General features: G+C 53.4%; 1 protein-coding gene. It reads left to right on the top strand.

Annotated features, from left to right (window positions below):
- Window positions 1–46 precede the first annotated feature (46 nt).
- Entirely contained in the window at window positions 47–18775 is an 18729-nt protein-coding gene (locus P3339_RS21580) for a filamentous hemagglutinin N-terminal domain-containing protein (RefSeq protein WP_282951854.1), read from the top strand.
- The last annotated feature ends 61 nt before the right edge of the window (window positions 18776–18836 follow it).

Below are 18836 nucleotides of genomic sequence, written 5' to 3'. Positions count from 1 at the left end.
TCTGAATTACTAACGAAAACAAAGTTCCTCTTCGCAGGGTTCTGGTATGAAAGCTAAAAAGAAAACGCTTGAAGTAAGAAGATTAGTAACTGCAATAAAATTATCAAGCCTTGCTTATGCTGGTGTGCTTGCGGGGATTTTGAGCCCCATGGCTTATGCGGGTCCTGAGGGCGGTGTAGTGACCGGAGGTGAAGGTACGATTGATGTGGATGGTTCAACCACAACAATCGATCAGGTCACTGATTTGCTATCGATAGATTGGGAATCATTTAACCTAAGCCCGGAAGAACTGGTCAAGTTTTTACAACCTGATTCCTCATCCATCGTACTTAACCGTATTTTAGGGCAGGATCCAACTACGATTCACGGATCAATTGAGGCGAATGGACATGTAATTCTTGTTAATCCGCGAGGAGTGCTTTTTACTGAAACTGCAACAGTGAATGTAGGTGCCATCACCGCTTCTGGGCTTGATATGAATCCAGAAGACTTCATGAATGGGGATTTTATTTTCCAGGGTGAAGATGGTTCATCGGGCATTGTCGTAAACCGTGGGGTAATTAATGCATCCAGTGCGCTATTGGTAGGAAAACAGGTTACCAATGCATCTTCAGGGTTGATTAGTGCAGAGCTGGTTAGTTTGGCTGCGGCTGATGAAGCATTACTCACATTCGATGCGGATGGGCTTATTGGTCTCAAAATTACTAAAGAGGTCATGGAGAATGATCTGGGTGTAGATAGTGCCGTACTAAATGAAGGAGCTATTGAGGGCGCGCAAGTATTAATGGAGGCTAGCGTCTCTGGTGATCTATTTACAGCTGCAGTAAATAATGAAGGTACGATAAAGGCAAAAGGCATTGATACCAGCGGGGGAAAAATTCGCTTATTTGGTTCTGGTAGTGGTGTTGCCAACAGTGGAACTTTAGATGCCTCAGGCATAGCTGGTGGTGAAATTGTATTAGAGGGTGATACTGCTGAGCACACCGGACAAATAAGTGTTACGGGTAATTCCGGAAATGGTGGTTATGTTGCGGTGTTAGGTGACGAGGTTTTCCTTGCAGGCGATATTGATGCTCGTGGTACAGATTCCGGCGGTGAGGTACTTATCGGGGGAGATTATCAAGGAGTAAATCCCGAAATTCGCAATGCCGAATTTACGACGGTCACAAGTGAGGCAAATATTAATGCGAGTGGTATTGGAAATGCTAAGGGTGGCAAGGTCATCGTATGGTCCGATATTACTACGGAGTTTGGCGGGACTATCCTGGCGGAGTCAGGGGCTGCTGGCGGTGATGGTGGTTTAGTAGAAACTTCTGGTAAGCAATACCTTCATCTTGATGAAGAGGATATGTTTGTATCCACATTGAGCCATGGTGATGGAGAAACGGGTAACTGGCTACTGGATCCAGGCTGGATGGAAATTGCTGACGATCCTTGTGTCACAAACAATTGTGTTTCGGTTTCAGCTGTAGTAAGTGCACTGGCGAATAATAATATAGAGATCAGTGTTACTGATGCTAATAATGGTTCAGGTCCCGGTGGACCTGTAACCCCATCTGGCGGTGATTTTTCAGATGGAATTCTTGTTGCTGACTCCATTGCATGGACTACGGCTCATACTTTGACGCTGACCTCGTATAGCGGTGTAAAAATTGATAATGGAGTTACAGTTTCAGCAGTAAATGGTGGCCTGACAGTTAATGCTGGAGGGTCGTTTACCAATGAAGGTTCAATTACTGTTTCCGACTTCTCTCTCTCGGTTGGTGGTACAGATGACAATACGATTAATGAACTTGGTGATATCACAGTCACAAACTCCGGGACCGTTGTAGCTAACAGTGGTGACGACTTGTTTACCCTATCAGATAGCGCCGATTCCTTAATAGTCAATGGAACTAAATCTTTTTCTATCGATGCTATCTCTTTTTCTGGGGTGGAGAAGGTTGATTTGGGGGATGGCACCGACAGCGTAACTGGCGCAGACGGTGTTAACTGGGAACTCACTGGTACCGACTATCAAGCAAAAAATAGCGGGATCACCTTTAGTAATGTCGAGAATCTCACAGCGACGAATGCAGCTCTTGTGGGTACAACGAATGCAGATGCATTTATTTTACAGGCCGATGGGAATGTAAAAGCTTATGAGCTGACGGTTTCCGGCATGTCCTCCGTGAACGGCAATGGCGATAGCGATAGCCTGGATGCCAGTGCTTACAGCGATGGCCTGGCGTTGACAGGCGCTGTGAACCAAGTCACTGCTGAATCAGGCACCCTGACTTTTGATGGTATCGCCAGCGCGGTGACCGCGACGTTGACCGGCAGCAGTGGTGTCGATGCCTTTGAGATTACCGGCAACAATGCCCTGGATGTTGCGGACATCAGCTTTAGTGGGCTGAGCACTGTCAATGCAGGTTCAGGTACCGATAGTGTTGCGGCATTGGGAGTTGTGACTCTGACCGGAGTCGATAACGAAGCCTCCACAAGTTTGATCGATTTTAGCGGTATCGACAGTGTTACTGGCGGTAGCCTGGAGGGTTCTGCGAATGCAGATACCTTCGTAGTGGTTAGCAATACCAATGTCACCGCGAACAGCATCAGCTTCACTGGTTTTAGTGGTGATATTGATGCGAAGGATGGTGCCGACAGCGTAACTGGCGCAGACGGTGTTAACTGGGAACTCACTGGTACCGACTATCAAGCAAAAAATAGCGGGATCACCTTTAGCAATGTCGAAAACCTCACAGCGACGAATGCAGGTCTTGTGGGTACAACGAATGCAGATGCATTTATTTTACAGGCCGATGGGAATGTAAAAGCTTATGAGCTGACGGTTTCCGGCATGTCCTCCGTGAACGGCAATGGCGATAGCGATAGCCTGGATGCCAGTGCTTACAGCGATGGCCTGGCGTTGACAGGCGCAGTGAATCAAGTCACTGCTGAATCAGGCACCCTGACTTTTGACGGTATCGTCAGTGCGGTGACCGCGACGTTGACCGGCAGCAGTGGTGTCGATGCCTTTGAGATTACCGGCAACAGTGCCCTGGATGTTGCGGACATCAGCTTTAGTGGGCTGAGCACTGTCAATGCAGGTTCAGGTACCGATAGTGTTGTGGCATTGGGAGTTGTGACTCTGACCGGAGTCGATAACGAAGCCTCCACAAGTTTGATCGATTTTAGCGGTATCGACAGTGTTAGTGGCGGTAGCCTGGAGGGTTCTGCGAATGCAGATACCTTCGTCGTGGTTAGCAATACCAATGTCACCGCGAACAGCATCAGCTTCACTGGTTTTAGTGGTGATATTGATGCGAAGGATGGTGCCGACAGCGTAACTGGCGCAGACGGTGTTAACTGGGAACTCACTGGTACCGACTATCAAGCAAAAAATAGCGGGATCACCTTTAGTAATGTCGAGAATCTCACAGCGACGAATGCAGCTCTTGTGGGTACAACGAATGCAGATGCATTTATTTTACAGGCCGATGGGAATGTAAAAGCTTATGAGCTGACGGTTTCCGGCATGTCCTCCGTGAACGGCAATGGCGATAGCGATAGCCTGGATGCCAGTGCTTACAGCGATGGCCTGGCGTTGACAGGCGCTGTGAACCAAGTCACTGCTGAATCAGGCACCCTGACTTTTGATGGTATCGCCAGCGCGGTGACCGCGACGTTGACCGGCAGCAGTGGTGTCGATGCCTTTGAGATTACCGGCAACAATGCCCTGGATGTTGCGGACATCAGCTTTAGTGGGCTGAGCACTGTCAATGCAGGTTCAGGTACCGATAGTGTTGCGGCATTGGGAGTTGTGACTCTGACCGGAGTCGATAACGAAGCCTCCACAAGTTTGATCGATTTTAGCGGTATCGACAGTGTTACTGGCGGTAGCCTGGAGGGTTCTGCGAATGCAGATACCTTCGTAGTGGTTAGCAATACCAATGTCACCGCGAACAGCATCAGCTTCACTGGTTTTAGTGGTGATATTGATGCGAAGGATGGTGCCGACAGCGTAACTGGCGCAGACGGTGTTAACTGGGAACTCACTGGTACCGACTATCAAGCAAAAAATAGCGGGATCACCTTTAGCAATGTCGAAAACCTCACAGCGACGAATGCAGGTCTTGTGGGTACAACGAATGCAGATGCATTTATTTTACAGGCCGATGGGAATGTAAAAGCTTATGAGCTGACGGTTTCCGGCATGTCCTCCGTGAACGGCAATGGCGATAGCGATAGCCTGGATGCCAGTGCTTACAGCGATGGCCTGGCGTTGACAGGCGCAGTGAATCAAGTCACTGCTGAATCAGGCACCCTGACTTTTGACGGTATCGTCAGTGCGGTGACCGCGACGTTGACCGGCAGCAGTGGTGTCGATGCCTTTGAGATTACCGGCAACAGTGCCCTGGATGTTGCGGACATCAGCTTTAGTGGGCTGAGCACTGTCAATGCAGGTTCAGGTACCGATAGTGTTGCGGCATTGGGAGTTGTGACTCTGACCGGAGTCGATAACGAAGCCTCCACAAGTTTGATTGATTTTAGCGGTATCGACAGTGTTACTGGCGGTAGCCTGGAGGGTTCTGCGAATGCAGATACCTTCGTCGTGGTTAGCAATACCAATGTCACCGCGAACAGCATCAGCTTCACTGGTTTTAGTGGGGATATTGATGCGAAGGATGGTGCCGACAGCGTAACTGGCGCCGATGGTGCCAACTGGATCTTAACCGGCACCAGCAAACAAGCCAGCAACAGCAATATTACCTTCTCCAATGTAGAGTCCCTCACCGCGGTCAATGCCAACCTGCTGGGCACAGCGAGTGTAGATGCCTTCACCCTGCAATCGAATGGGGATGTTGCGGTTTACGACCTGACCGTGAGTGGTATGTCCGTTGTTGATGGCCAGGGTGGCGATGACAGCCTGAATGCCAGCGCCTACAGCGATGGCCTGACCCTGACCGGCACCAACAATCAGGTGGCCGCGGGCTCCCTGACTTTCGACGGCATTGTCAGTGCGGTGACTGCAGCACTGACCGGTACCGACAATGCCGATAGCTTTGTGGTTGATGGCAGCAATGCCGCCAGCAGCTACGGTATCGCCTTCAGCGGCTTGAGCACGATCAATGCCCTGGATGGCAGTGACAGTGTGATCGGTGCCGATGGTGCCAACTGGACCTTAACCGGCACCAGCAAACAAGCCAGCAACAGCAGTATTACCTTCTCCAATGTAGAGTCCCTCACCGCGGTCAATGCCAACCTGCTGGGCACAGCGAGTGTAGATGCCTTCACCCTGCAATCGAATGGGGATGTTGCGGTTTACGACCTGACCGTGAGTGGTATGTCCGCTGTTGATGGCCAGGGTGGCGATGACAGCCTGAATGCCAGCGCCTATAGCGATGGCCTGACCCTGACCGGCACCAACAATCAGGTGGCCGCGGGCTCCCTGACCTTCGACGGCATTGTCAGTGCGGTGACTGCAGCACTGACCGGTACCGACAATGCCGATAGCTTTGTGGTTGATGGCAGCAATGCCGCCAGCAGCTACGGTATTGCCTTCAGCGGCTTGAGCACGATCAATGCCCTGGATGGCAGTGACAGTGTGATCGGCGCCGATGGTGCCAACTGGATCTTAACCGGCACCAGCAAACAAGCCAGCAACAGCAGTATTACCTTCTCCAATGTAGAGTCCCTCACCGCGGTCAATGCCAACCTGCTGGGCACAGCGAGTGTAGATGCCTTCACCCTGCAATCGAATGGGGATGTTGCGGTTTACGACCTGACCGTGAGTGGTATGTCCGCTGTTGATGGCCAGGGTGGCGATGATAGCCTGAATGCCAGCGCTTACAGCGATGGCCTGGCGTTGACAGGCGCAGTGAATCAAGTCACTGCTGAATCAGGCACCCTGACCTTTGACGGTATCGTCAGTGCGGTGACCGCGACGTTGACCGGCAGCAGTGGTATCGATGCCTTTGAGATTACCGGCAACAGTGCCCTGGATGTTGCGGACATCAGCTTTAGTGGGCTGAGCACTGTCAATGCAGGTTCAGGTACCGATAGTGTTGTGGCATTGGGAGTTGTGACTCTGACCGGAGTCGATAACGAAGCCTCCACAAGTTTGATCGACTTTAGCGGTATCGACAGTATCAGCGGGGGTAGCCTGGAAGGCTCAGGTAATAGTGACACTTTTGTAGTCACAGGCCTGAATGCGCTGACGGCTAATAAAATTGCTTTCAGCAGTATCAGTAGTGTGGATGCAAAGGGTGGTAGTGACAGCGTAACCGGCGCCGATGGTGCCAACTGGATCTTAACCGGCACCAGTAAACAAGCCAGCAACAGCAGTATTACCTTCTCCAATGTAGAGTCCCTCACTGCAGTCAATGCCAACCTGCTGGGCACCAGTGGCACAGATGCATTTGTGCTGCAATCCGGTGGGGATGTTGCGGTTTACGACCTGACCGTGAGTGGTATGTCTGCTGTGGACGGCAATGGCGGCGATGACAGCCTGAATGCCAGTGCTTACAGCGATGGCCTGGCGTTGACAGGCGCAGTGAATCAAGTCACTGCTGAATCAGGCACTCTGACTTTTGACGGTATCGCCAGCGCGGTGACCGCGACGTTGACCGGCAGCAGTGGTGTCGATGCCTTTGAGATTACCGGCAACAATGCCCTGGATGTTGCGGACATCAGCTTTAGTGGGCTGAGCACTGTCAATGCAGGTTCAGGTACCGATAGTGTTGTGGCATTGGGAGTTGTGACTCTGACCGGAGTCGATAACGAAGCCTCCACAAGTTTGATTGATTTTAGCGGTATCGACAGTGTTACTGGCGGTAGCCTGGAGGGTTCTGCGAATGCAGATACCTTCGTCGTGGTTAGCAATACCAATGTCACCGCGAACAGCATCAGCTTCACTGGTTTTAGTGGGGATATTGATGCGAAGGATGGTGCCGACAGCGTAACTGGCGCCGATGGTGCCAACTGGATCTTAACCGGCACCAGCAAACAAGCCAGCAACAGCAATATTACCTTCTCCAATGTAGAGTCCCTCACCGCGGTCAATGCCAACCTGCTGGGCACAGCGAGTGTAGATGCCTTCACCCTGCAATCGAATGGGGATGTTGCGGTTTACGACCTGACCGTGAGTGGTATGTCCGTTGTTGATGGCCAGGGTGGCGATGACAGCCTGAATGCCAGCGCCTATAGCGATGGCCTGACCCTGACCGGCACCAACAATCAGGTGGCCGCGGGCTCCCTGACCTTCGACGGTATTGTCAGTGCGGTGACTGCAGCACTGACCGGTACCGACAATGCCGATAGCTTTGTGGTTGATGGCAGCAATGCCGCCAGCAGCTACGGTATCGCCTTCAGCGGCTTGAGCACGATCAATGCCCTGGATGGCAGTGACAGTGTGATCGGCGCCGATGGTGCCAACTGGATCTTAACCGGCACCAGCAAACAAGCCAGCAACAGCAGTATTACCTTCTCCAATGTAGAGTCCCTCACCGCGGTCAATGCCAATCTGCTGGGCACCAGTGGTACAGATGCATTTGTGCTGCAATCCGGTGGGGATGTTGCGGTTTACGACCTGACCGTGAGTGGTATGTCCGCTGTTGATGGCCAGGGTGGCGATGACAGCCTGAATGCCAGCGCCTATAGCGATGGCCTGACCCTGACCGGCACCAACAATCAGGTGGCCGCGGGCTCCCTGACCTTCGACGGTATTGTCAGTGCGGTGACTGCAGCACTGACCGGTACCGACAATGCCGATAGCTTTGTGGTTGATGGCAGCAATGCCGCCAGCAGCTACGGTATCGCCTTCAGCGGCTTGAGCACGATCAATGCCCTGGATGGCAGTGACAGTGTGATCGGCGCCGATGGTGCCAACTGGACCTTAACCGGCACCAGCAAACAAGCCAGCAACAGCAGTATTACCTTCTCCAATGTAGAGTCCCTCACCGCGGTTAATGCCAACCTGCTGGGCACAGCGAGTGTAGATGCCTTCACCCTGCAATCGAATGGGGATGTTGCGGTTTACGACCTGACCGTGAGTGGTATGTCCGCTGTTGATGGCCAGGGTGGCGATGACAGCCTGAATGCCAGCGCTTACAGCGATGGCCTGGCGTTGACAGGCGCAGTGAATCAAGTCACTGCTGAATCAGGCACCCTGACCTTTGACGGTATCGTCAGTGCGGTGACCGCGACGTTGACCGGCAGCAGTGGTATCGATGCCTTTGAGATTACCGGCAACAGTGCCCTGGATGTTGCGGACATCAGCTTTAGTGGGCTGAGCACTGTCAATGCAGGTTCAGGTACCGATAGTGTTGTGGCATTGGGAGTTGTGACTCTGACCGGAGTCGATAACGAAGCCTCCACAAGTTTGATCGACTTTAGCGGTATCGACAGTATCAGCGGGGGTAGCCTGGAAGGCTCAGGTAATAGTGACACTTTTGTAGTCACAGGCCTGAATGCGCTGACGGCTAATAAAATTGCTTTCAGCAGTATCAGTAGTGTGGATGCAAAGGGTGGTAGTGACAGCGTAACCGGCGCCGATGGTGCCAACTGGATCTTAACCGGCACCAGTAAACAAGCCAGCAACAGCAGTATTACCTTCTCCAATGTAGAGTCCCTCACTGCAGTCAATGCCAACCTGCTGGGCACCAGTGGCACAGATGCATTTGTGCTGCAATCCGGTGGGGATGTTGCGGTTTACGACCTGACCGTGAGTGGTATGTCTGCTGTGAACGGCAATGGCGATAGCGATAGCCTGGATGCCAGTGCTTACAGCGATGGCCTGGCGTTGACAGGCGCAGTGAATCAAGTCACTGCTGAATCAGGCACTCTGACTTTTGACGGTATCGCCAGCGCGGTGACCGCGACGTTGACCGGCAGCAGTGGTGTCGATGCCTTTGAGATTACCGGCAACAATGCCCTGGATGTTGCGGACATCAGCTTTAGTGGGCTGAGCACTGTCAATGCAGGTTCAGGTACCGATAGTGTTGTGGCATTGGGAGTTGTGACTCTGACCGGAGTCGATAACGAAGCCTCCACAAGTTTGATTGATTTTAGCGGTATCGACAGTGTTACTGGCGGTAGCCTGGAGGGTTCTGCGAATGCAGATACCTTCGTCGTGGTTAGCAATACCAATGTCACCGCGAACAGCATCAGCTTCACTGGTTTTAGTGGGGATATTGATGCGAAGGATGGTGCCGACAGCGTAACTGGCGCCGATGGTGCCAACTGGATCTTAACCGGCACCAGCAAACAAGCCAGCAACAGCAATATTACCTTCTCCAATGTAGAGTCCCTCACCGCGGTCAATGCCAACCTGCTGGGCACAGCGAGTGTAGATGCCTTCACCCTGCAATCGAATGGGGATGTTGCGGTTTACGACCTGACCGTGAGTGGTATGTCCGTTGTTGATGGCCAGGGTGGCGATGACAGCCTGAATGCCAGCGCCTATAGCGATGGCCTGACCCTGACCGGCACCAACAATCAGGTGGCCGCGGGCTCCCTGACCTTCGACGGCATTGTCAGTGCGGTGACTGCAGCACTGACCGGTACCGACAATGCCGATAGCTTTGTGGTTGATGGCAGCAATGCCGCCAGCAGCTACGGTATTGCCTTCAGCGGCTTGAGCACGATCAATGCCCTGGATGGCAGTGACAGTGTGATCGGTGCCGATGGTGCCAACTGGACCTTAACCGGCACCAGCAAACAAGCCAGCAACAGCAGTATTACCTTCTCCAATGTAGAGTCCCTCACCGCGGTCAATGCCAACCTGCTGGGCACAGCGAGTGTAGATGCCTTCACCCTGCAATCGAATGGGGATGTTGCGGTTTACGACCTGACCGTAAGTGGTATGTCTGCTGTTGATGGCCAGGGTGGCGATGACAGCCTGAATGCCAGCGCCTATAGCGATGGCCTGACCCTGACCGGCACCAACAATCAGGTGGCCGCGGGCTCCCTGACCTTCGACGGCATTGTCAGTGCGGTGACTGCAGCACTGACCGGTACCGACAATGCCGATAGCTTTGTGGTTGATGGCAGCAATGCCGCCAGCAGCTACGGTATTGCCTTCAGCGGCTTGAGCACGATCAATGCCCTGGATGGCAGTGACAGTGTGATCGGCGCCGATGGTGCCAACTGGACCTTAACCGGCACCAGCAAACAAGCCAGCAACAGCAGTATTACCTTCTCCAATGTAGAGTCCCTCACCGCGGTCAATGCCAACCTGCTGGGCACAGCGAGTGTAGATGCCTTCACCCTGCAATCGAATGGGGATGTTGCGGTTTACGACCTGACCGTGAGTGGTATGTCCGCTGTTGATGGCCAGGGTGGCGATGACAGCCTGAATGCCAGCGCCTATAGCGATGGCCTGACCCTGACCGGCACCAACAATCAGGTGGCCGCGGGCTCCCTGACCTTCGACGGCATTGTCAGTGCGGTGACTGCAGCACTGACCGGTACCGACAATGCCGATAGCTTTGTGGTTGATGGCAGCAATGCCGCCAGCAGCTACGGTATCGCCTTCAGCGGCTTGAGCACGATCAATGCCCTGGATGGCAGTGACAGTGTGATCGGCGCCGATGGTGCCAACTGGACCTTAACCGGCACCAGCAAACAAGCCAGCAACAGCAGTATTACCTTCTCCAATGTAGAGTCCCTCACCGCGGTCAATGCCAACCTGCTGGGCACAGCGAGTGTAGATGCCTTCACCCTGCAATCGAATGGGGATGTTGCGGTTTACGACCTGACCGTGAGTGGTATGTCCGCTGTTGATGGCCAGGGTGGCGATGACAGCCTGAATGCCAGCGCCTATAGCGATGGCCTGACCCTGACCGGCACCAACAATCAGGTGGCCGCGGGCTCCCTGACTTTCGACGGCATTGTCAGTGCGGTGACTGCAGCACTGACCGGTACCGACAATGCCGATAGCTTTGTGGTTGATGGCAGCAATGCCGCCAGCAGCTACGGTATCGCCTTCAGCGGCTTGAGCACGATCAATGCCCTGGATGGCAGTGACAGTGTGATCGGCGCCGATGGTGCCAACTGGACCTTAACCGGCACCAGCAAACAAGCCAGCAACAGCAGTATTACCTTCTCCAATGTAGAGTCCCTCACCGCGGTCAATGCCAACCTGCTGGGCACAGCGAGTGTAGATGCCTTCACCCTGCAATCGAATGGGGATGTTGCGGTTTACGACCTGACCGTGAGTGGTATGTCCGCTGTTGATGGCCAGGGTGGCGATGACAGCCTGAATGCCAGCGCCTATAGCGATGGCCTGACCCTGACCGGCACCAACAATCAGGTGGCCGCGGGCTCCCTGACCTTCGACGGTATTGTCAGTGCGGTGACTGCAGCACTGACCGGTACCGACAATGCCGATAGCTTTGTGGTTGATGGCAGCAATGCCGCCAGCAGCTACGGTATCGCCTTCAGCGGCTTGAGCACGATCAATGCCCTGGATGGCAGTGACAGTGTGATCGGCGCCGATGGTGCCAACTGGACCTTAACCGGCACCAGCAAACAAGCCAGCAACAGCAGTATTACCTTCTCCAATGTAGAGTCCCTCACCGCGGTTAATGCCAACCTGCTGGGCACAGCGAGTGTAGATGCCTTCACCCTGCAATCGAATGGGGATGTTGCGGTTTACGACCTGACCGTGAGTGGTATGTCCGCTGTTGATGGCCAGGGTGGCGATGACAGCCTGAATGCCAGCGCTTACAGCGATGGCCTGGCGTTGACAGGCGCAGTGAATCAAGTCACTGCTGAATCAGGCACCCTGACCTTTGACGGTATCGTCAGTGCGGTGACCGCGACGTTGACCGGCAGCAGTGGTATCGATGCCTTTGAGATTACCGGCAACAGTGCCCTGGATGTTGCGGACATCAGCTTTAGTGGGCTGAGCACTGTCAATGCAGGTTCAGGTACCGATAGTGTTGTGGCATTGGGAGTTGTGACTCTGACCGGAGTCGATAACGAAGCCTCCACAAGTTTGATCGACTTTAGCGGTATCGACAGTATCAGCGGGGGTAGCCTGGAAGGCTCAGGTAATAGTGACACTTTTGTAGTCACAGGCCTGAATGCGCTGACGGCTAATAAAATTGCTTTCAGCAGTATCAGTAGTGTGGATGCAAAGGGTGGTAGTGACAGCGTAACCGGCGCCGATGGTGCCAACTGGATCTTAACCGGCACCAGTAAACAAGCCAGCAACAGCAGTATTACCTTCTCCAATGTAGAGTCCCTCACTGCAGTCAATGCCAACCTGCTGGGCACCAGTGGCACAGATGCATTTGTGCTGCAATCCGGTGGGGATGTTGCGGTTTACGACCTGATCGTGAGTGGTATGTCCGTTGTTGATGGCCAGGGTGGCGATGACAGCCTGAATGCCAGCGCCTATAGCGATGGCCTGACCCTGACCGGCACCAACAATCAGGTGGCCGCGGGCTCCCTGACCTTCGACGGTATTGTCAGTGCGGTGACTGCAGCACTGACCGGTACCGACAATGCCGATAGCTTTGTGGTGGATGGCAGCAATGCCGCCAGCAGCTACGGTATCGCCTTCAGCGGCTTGAGCACGATCAATGCCCTGGATGGCAGTGACAGTGTGATCGGCGCCGATGGTGCCAACTGGACCTTAACCGGCACCAGCAAACAAGCCAGCAACAGCAGTATTACCTTCTCCAATGTAGAGTCCCTCACCGCGGTCAATGCCAACTTGCTGGGCACAGCGAGTGTAGATGCCTTCACCCTGCAATCGAATGGGGATGTTGCGGTTTACGACCTGACCGTGAGTGGTATGTCCGCTGTTGATGGCCAGGGTGGCGATGACAGCCTGAATGCCAGCGCCTATAGCGATGGCCTGACCCTGACCGGCACCAACAATCAGGTGGCCGCGGGCTCCCTGACCTTCGACGGCATTGTCAGTGCGGTGACTGCAGCACTGACCGGTACCGACAATGCCGATAGCTTTGTGGTTGATGGCAGCAATGCCGCCAGCAGCTACGGTATTGCCTTCAGCGGCTTGAGCACGATCAATGCCCTGGATGGCAGTGACAGTGTGATCGGCGCCGATGGTGCCAACTGGACCTTAACCGGCACCAGCAAACAAGCCAGCAACAGCAGTATTACCTTCTCCAATGTAGAGTCCCTCACCGCGGTCAATGCCAACCTGCTGGGCACAGCGAGTGTAGATGCCTTCACCCTGCAATCGAATGGGGATGTTGCGGTTTACGACCTGACCGTGAGTGGTATGTCCGCTGTTGATGGCCAGGGTGGCGATGACAGCCTGAATGCCAGCGCCTATAGCGATGGCCTGACCCTGACCGGCACCAACAATCAGGTGGCCGCGGGCTCCCTGACCTTCGACGGCATTGTCAGTGCGGTGACTGCAGCACTGACCGGTACCGACAATGCCGATAGCTTTGTGGTTGATGGCAGCAATGCCGCCAGCAGCTACGGTATCGCCTTCAGCGGCTTGAGCACGATCAATGCCCTGGATGGCAGTGACAGTGTGATCGGCGCCGATGGTGCCAACTGGACCTTAACCGGCACCAGTAAACAAGCCAGCAACAGCAGTATTACCTTCTCCAATGTAGAGTCCCTCACCGCGGTCAATGCCAACCTGCTGGGCACAGCGAGTGTAGATGCCTTCACCCTGCAATCGAATGGGGATGTTGCGGTTTACGACCTGACCGTAAGTGGTATGTCTGCTGTTGATGGCCAGGGTGGCGATGACAGCCTGAATGCCAGCGCCTATAGCGATGGCCTGACCCTGACCGGCACCAACAATCAGGTGGCCGCGGGCTCCCTGACCTTCGACGGCATTGTCAGTGCGGTGACTGCAGCACTGACCGGTACCGACAATGCCGATAGCTTTGTGGTTGATGGCAGCAATGCCGCCAGCAGCTACGGTATCGCCTTCAGCGGCTTGAGCACGATCAATGCCCTGGATGGCAGTGACAGTGTGATCGGCGCCGATGGTGCCAACTGGACCTTAACCGGCACCAGTAAACAAGCCAGCAACAGCAGTATTACCTTCTCCAATGTAGAGTCCCTCACCGCGGTCAATGCCAACCTGCTGGGCACAGCGAGTGTAGATGCCTTCACCCTGCAATCGAATGGGGATGTTGCGGTTTACGACCTGACCGTGAGTGGTATGTCCGCTGTTGATGGCCAGGGTGGCGATGACAGCCTGAATGCCAGCGCCTATAGCGATGGCCTGACCCTGACCGGCACCAACAATCAGGTGGCCGCGGGCTCCCTGACCTTCGACGGTATTGTCAGTGCGGTGACTGCAGCACTGACCGGTACCGACAATGCCGATAGCTTTGTGGTGGATGGCAGCAATGCCGCCAGCAGCTACGGTATCGCCTTCAGCGGCTTGAGCACGATCAATGCCCTGGATGGCAGTGACAGTGTGATCGGCGCCGATGGTGCCAACTGGACCTTAACCGGCACCAGCAAACAAGCCAGCAACAGCAGTATTACCTTCTCCAATGTAGAGTCCCTCACCGCGGTTAATGCCAACCTGCTGGGCACAGCGAGTGTAGATGCCTTCACCCTGCAATCGAATGGGGATGTTGCGGTTTACGACCTGACCGTGAGTGGTATGTCCGCTGTTGATGGCCAGGGTGGCGATGACAGCCTGAATGCCAGCGCCTATAGCGATGGCCTGACCCTGACCGGCACCAACAATCAGGTGGCCGCGGGCTCCCTGACCTTCGACGGCATTGTCAGTGCGGTGACTGCAGCACTGACCGGTACCGACAATGCCGATAGCTTTGTGGTTGATGGCAGCAATGCCGCCAGCAGCTACGGTATTGCCTTCAGCGGCTTGAGCACGATCAATGCCCTGGATGGCAGTGACAGTGTGATCGGCGCCGATGGTGCCAACTGGACCTTAACCGGCACCAGCAAACAAGCCAGCAACAGCAGTATTACCTTCTCCAATGTAGAGTCCCTCACCGCGGTCAATGCCAACCTGCTGGGCACAGCGAGTGTAGATGCCTTCACCCTGCAATCGAATGGGGATGTTGCGGTTTACGACCTGACCGTGAGTGGTATGTCCGTTGTTGATGGCCAGGGTGGCGATGACAGCCTGAATGCCAGCGCCTACAGCGATGGCCTGACCCTGACCGGCACCAACAATCAGGTGGCCGCGGGCTCCCTGACCTTCGACGGCATTGTCAGTGCGGTGACTGCAGCACTGACCGGTACCGACAATGCCGATAGCTTTGTGGTTGATGGCAGCAATGCCGCCAGCAGCTACGGTATCGCCTTCAGCGGCTTGAGCACGATCAATGCCCTGGATGGCAGTGACAGTGTGATCGGCGCCGATGGTGCCAACTGGACCTTAACCGGCACCAGCAAACAAGCCAGCAACAGCAGTATTACCTTCTCCAATGTAGAGTCCCTCACCGCGGTCAATGCCAACCTGCTGGGCACAGCGAGTGTAGATGCCTTCACCCTGCAATCGAATGGGGATGTTGCGGTTTACGACCTGATCGTGAGTGGTATGTCCGTTGTTGATGGCCAGGGTGGCGATGACAGCCTGAATGCCAGCGCCTACAGCGATGGCCTGACCCTGACCGGCACCAACAATCAGGTGGCCGCGGGCTCCCTGACCTTCGACGGCATTGTCAGTGCGGTGACTGCAGCACTGACCGGTACCGACAATGCCGATAGCTTTGTGGTTGATGGCAGCAATGCCGCCAGCAGCTACGGTATCGCCTTCAGCGGCTTGAGTACGATCAATGCCCTGGATGGCAGTGACAGTGTGATCGGTACCGATGGTGCCAACTGGATCTTAACCGGCACCAGCAAACAAGCCAGCAACAGCAATATTACCTTCTCCAATGTAGAGTCCCTCACCGCGGTCAATGCCAACCTGCTGGGCACAGCGAGTGTAGATGCCTTCACCCTGCAATCGAATGGGGATGTTGCGGTTTACGACCTGACCGTGAGTGGTATGTCCGTTGTTGATGGCCAGGGTGGCGATGACAGCCTGAATGCCAGCGCCTATAGCGATGGCCTGACCCTGACCGGCACCAACAATCAGGTGGCCGCGGGCTCCCTGACCTTCGACGGCATTGTCAGTGCGGTGACTGCAGCACTGACCGGTACCGACAATGCCGATAGCTTTGTGGTGGATGGCAGCAATGCCGCCAGCAGCTACGGTATTGCCTTCAGCGGCTTGAGCACGATCAATGCCCTGGATGGCAGTGACAGTGTGATCGGTGCCGATGGTGCCAACTGGATCTTAACCGGCAGTAGCAAACAAGCCAGCAACAGCAGTATTACCTTCTCCAATGTAGAGTCCCTCACCGCGGTCAATGCCAGCTTGTTGGGTAGTAGCGGTGCAGATGCATTTATTCTTCAGTCTGATGGCGATGTTGAAGCCTATTCAATGGTTGTCTCTGGAATGTCTGCAGTGGATGGCCAGGGAGGAAATAACAGCCTGGATGCAGTTTCTTTTGCTGATGGTCTTGCTCTTACTGGAGCTGATAACCAAGTATCGGCCGGGAGTTTGATTTTTGATGGCATTTTTACCGCTCTCACAGGAACATTGTTCGGCACCAGTAATGCTGACAATTTTGTGGTTGATGGTAGCAATGCAGTTACAAGTTACGGTATTGCCTTTAGCGGCGTTGGTAGTGTAGATGCGCAGGGAGGCAGTGATAATGTTGTTGGGGCTAGTGGTGCAGACTGGGTTCTTGCGGGGAGTAATTTCGAGGCCACTAATAGCAGCATAAGTTTTTCTGGTGTAGAAACCCTTACTGTAAATAATGCAGATTTGTTGGGCACAGGTAATGCAGATGCATTTACTTTAGTGTCTGATGGAGATGTTGAAGTGTATGGTATGACCATCACTGGAATGTCAGCGGTGGATGGCAATGGCGGTGATGACAGCTTGGATGCCAGTACCTATAGTGATGGATTAGCACTAACCGAGACTGAAAATCAGCTTGTTGCAGGCTCGCTTATATTTAGCGGCATCTTCAGCGCTAATACTCCTGTCCTGACAAATACTAACGACTCAGCGCTTTTTGAATTGCAAGGAGCCCAGGCTCTTAAAACTGCGGGGATTAACTTCAGTGGCTTGGAGACGGTAAACACCACCGGTGCGGGTAGTTTATTGCTAGGTACCGAGGATAATGATGATTTCGTGTTGGGCTCTACTGGCGATATCAGTGTGGCCGGAATTGATTTTACCGGGCTCGAAACTATAGATGGTGCTGGCGGGAACGATTCCGTTAGCTCAGATGGGGCAGTTTGGACATCAACAAGTTCAAATAACTCACTGGTAAATGGTGGGGCTGAAGCTCTGGTAAATAGTTTAACTGTAGTTTTTGAGAATCTCGAACTAGTTCAAGGTGCAGGAACATATGTAGGACAAGATGTAAACGGTGAATACCTGTTCAGTGCTCTGGATACGATGACCATTGGAGGAGTGACTTTTGAGGGCTTGGAAAGTCTAACTGCCGGTAGCGGAAGTGATGTCATCTATGGTGCAGATATAGATGCTGAATGGAATATTAGCGACTCTCAACAGAGTGTCAGTAGCGCGGGCGAAACCCTGATCTTCAGCGGTGTAGAATCTATTTTTGCTGGTGGAGGGGGTGACCAGTTCAAACTGTCAGGCGGAACGCTCACCGAAATTGATACAGGGGCAGGCAATGATTCAGTGCTATTGGCTGGAACCACTATCAGTACTGTGTCGTTGGGTGCTGGTGATGACTATGTGCAAGTAGATGCAGATAGTGCTCAAAATACACAGTTATCCGGTGGAAGTGGGAATGACTCCTTCCAATACAATCTCTCTGGGGCCACTTGGCAGATAAATTCAAACGGTAACCTTGTTGGTAATTTTATATTTGACGGTTTTGAATATCTGGATAATACCGATGGTTCGCTCACACTGGAGACAGATTTAGGTTTTGATTTCGTAAATGGAGGAGATAATTCCAGTAACTTTAATTTGGATGGGGCCGGACTCATATTCGCTGACAGTGGTATGCGTCTTGGATATGATGGTGAAGGCGATATTAATATTACTAGCAGCTCATCGGATACTATTGGTGGCAGCCTTAAGGCTAGCAGAGCTGAGTTGACTGTTGCTGGTGATGTAAATATTGAAGTTGAAGTGAATACCCTTGCTATAGCGACATCTGGTGCAGATATTAATATCAGTGTTTTATCCCAGGGAGACCTGGTTATTGATGAGATAAATGCAGGCCGGGGTAATGTGGAATTGGCCAGTTCAAACTTTGGAGCACTAACCGCCGAGACATATGGTGATACCCATATTACGGCCTCTACTGTGAAGTTAGGCACAGATACGAAGCTGTGGACGATTATCGGTGAGTCAGTTAATCCTTTACGATTGGATGTATCTGACACTCTGGATATTTATTCAGTAAGTTACTATGAGCCGGACTTTATTGGCCAAGTCCCTACCGTTACCAGTACTGGTGATGAGCTTCAATCGATAGCAGGGTCTCAGGCCTCTCAAGGGCTGAAATCTGCGGTACAAAATGCGGTAGAGGATTTTACCCAAGTTGACCCGGCAATTTTCAGCGCTGTTAAACCGTATAGTAGCGGTGTGGATGCAGTGAACTCTCCTGAGATGCGACTTAAGTCTGGGGAGCTATTGCCCTCTACAGTTTCTGCTGGTGGTGAACCTGTTCCAGGCTCGGAATTTGATGCAGTGCTGGATGAGGGGGTCAGCGAGGCACCTGCTGACGTTGTCGGTGAGATAGTACCTTTGGCTGGCAGTGCAGGGGGCTGATTTATCTCGGTAATTAAAGTTATTCTCTGAGTAAAAAGCCGGCCCTTGAGGACCGGCTTTT

It is taken from the genome of Microbulbifer sp. MLAF003 (genome assembly GCF_030012965.1).
GTDB classification, from domain to species: domain Bacteria; phylum Pseudomonadota; class Gammaproteobacteria; order Pseudomonadales; family Cellvibrionaceae; genus Microbulbifer; species Microbulbifer variabilis.
This window is presented reverse-complemented; position numbering and strand designations above follow the sequence as displayed.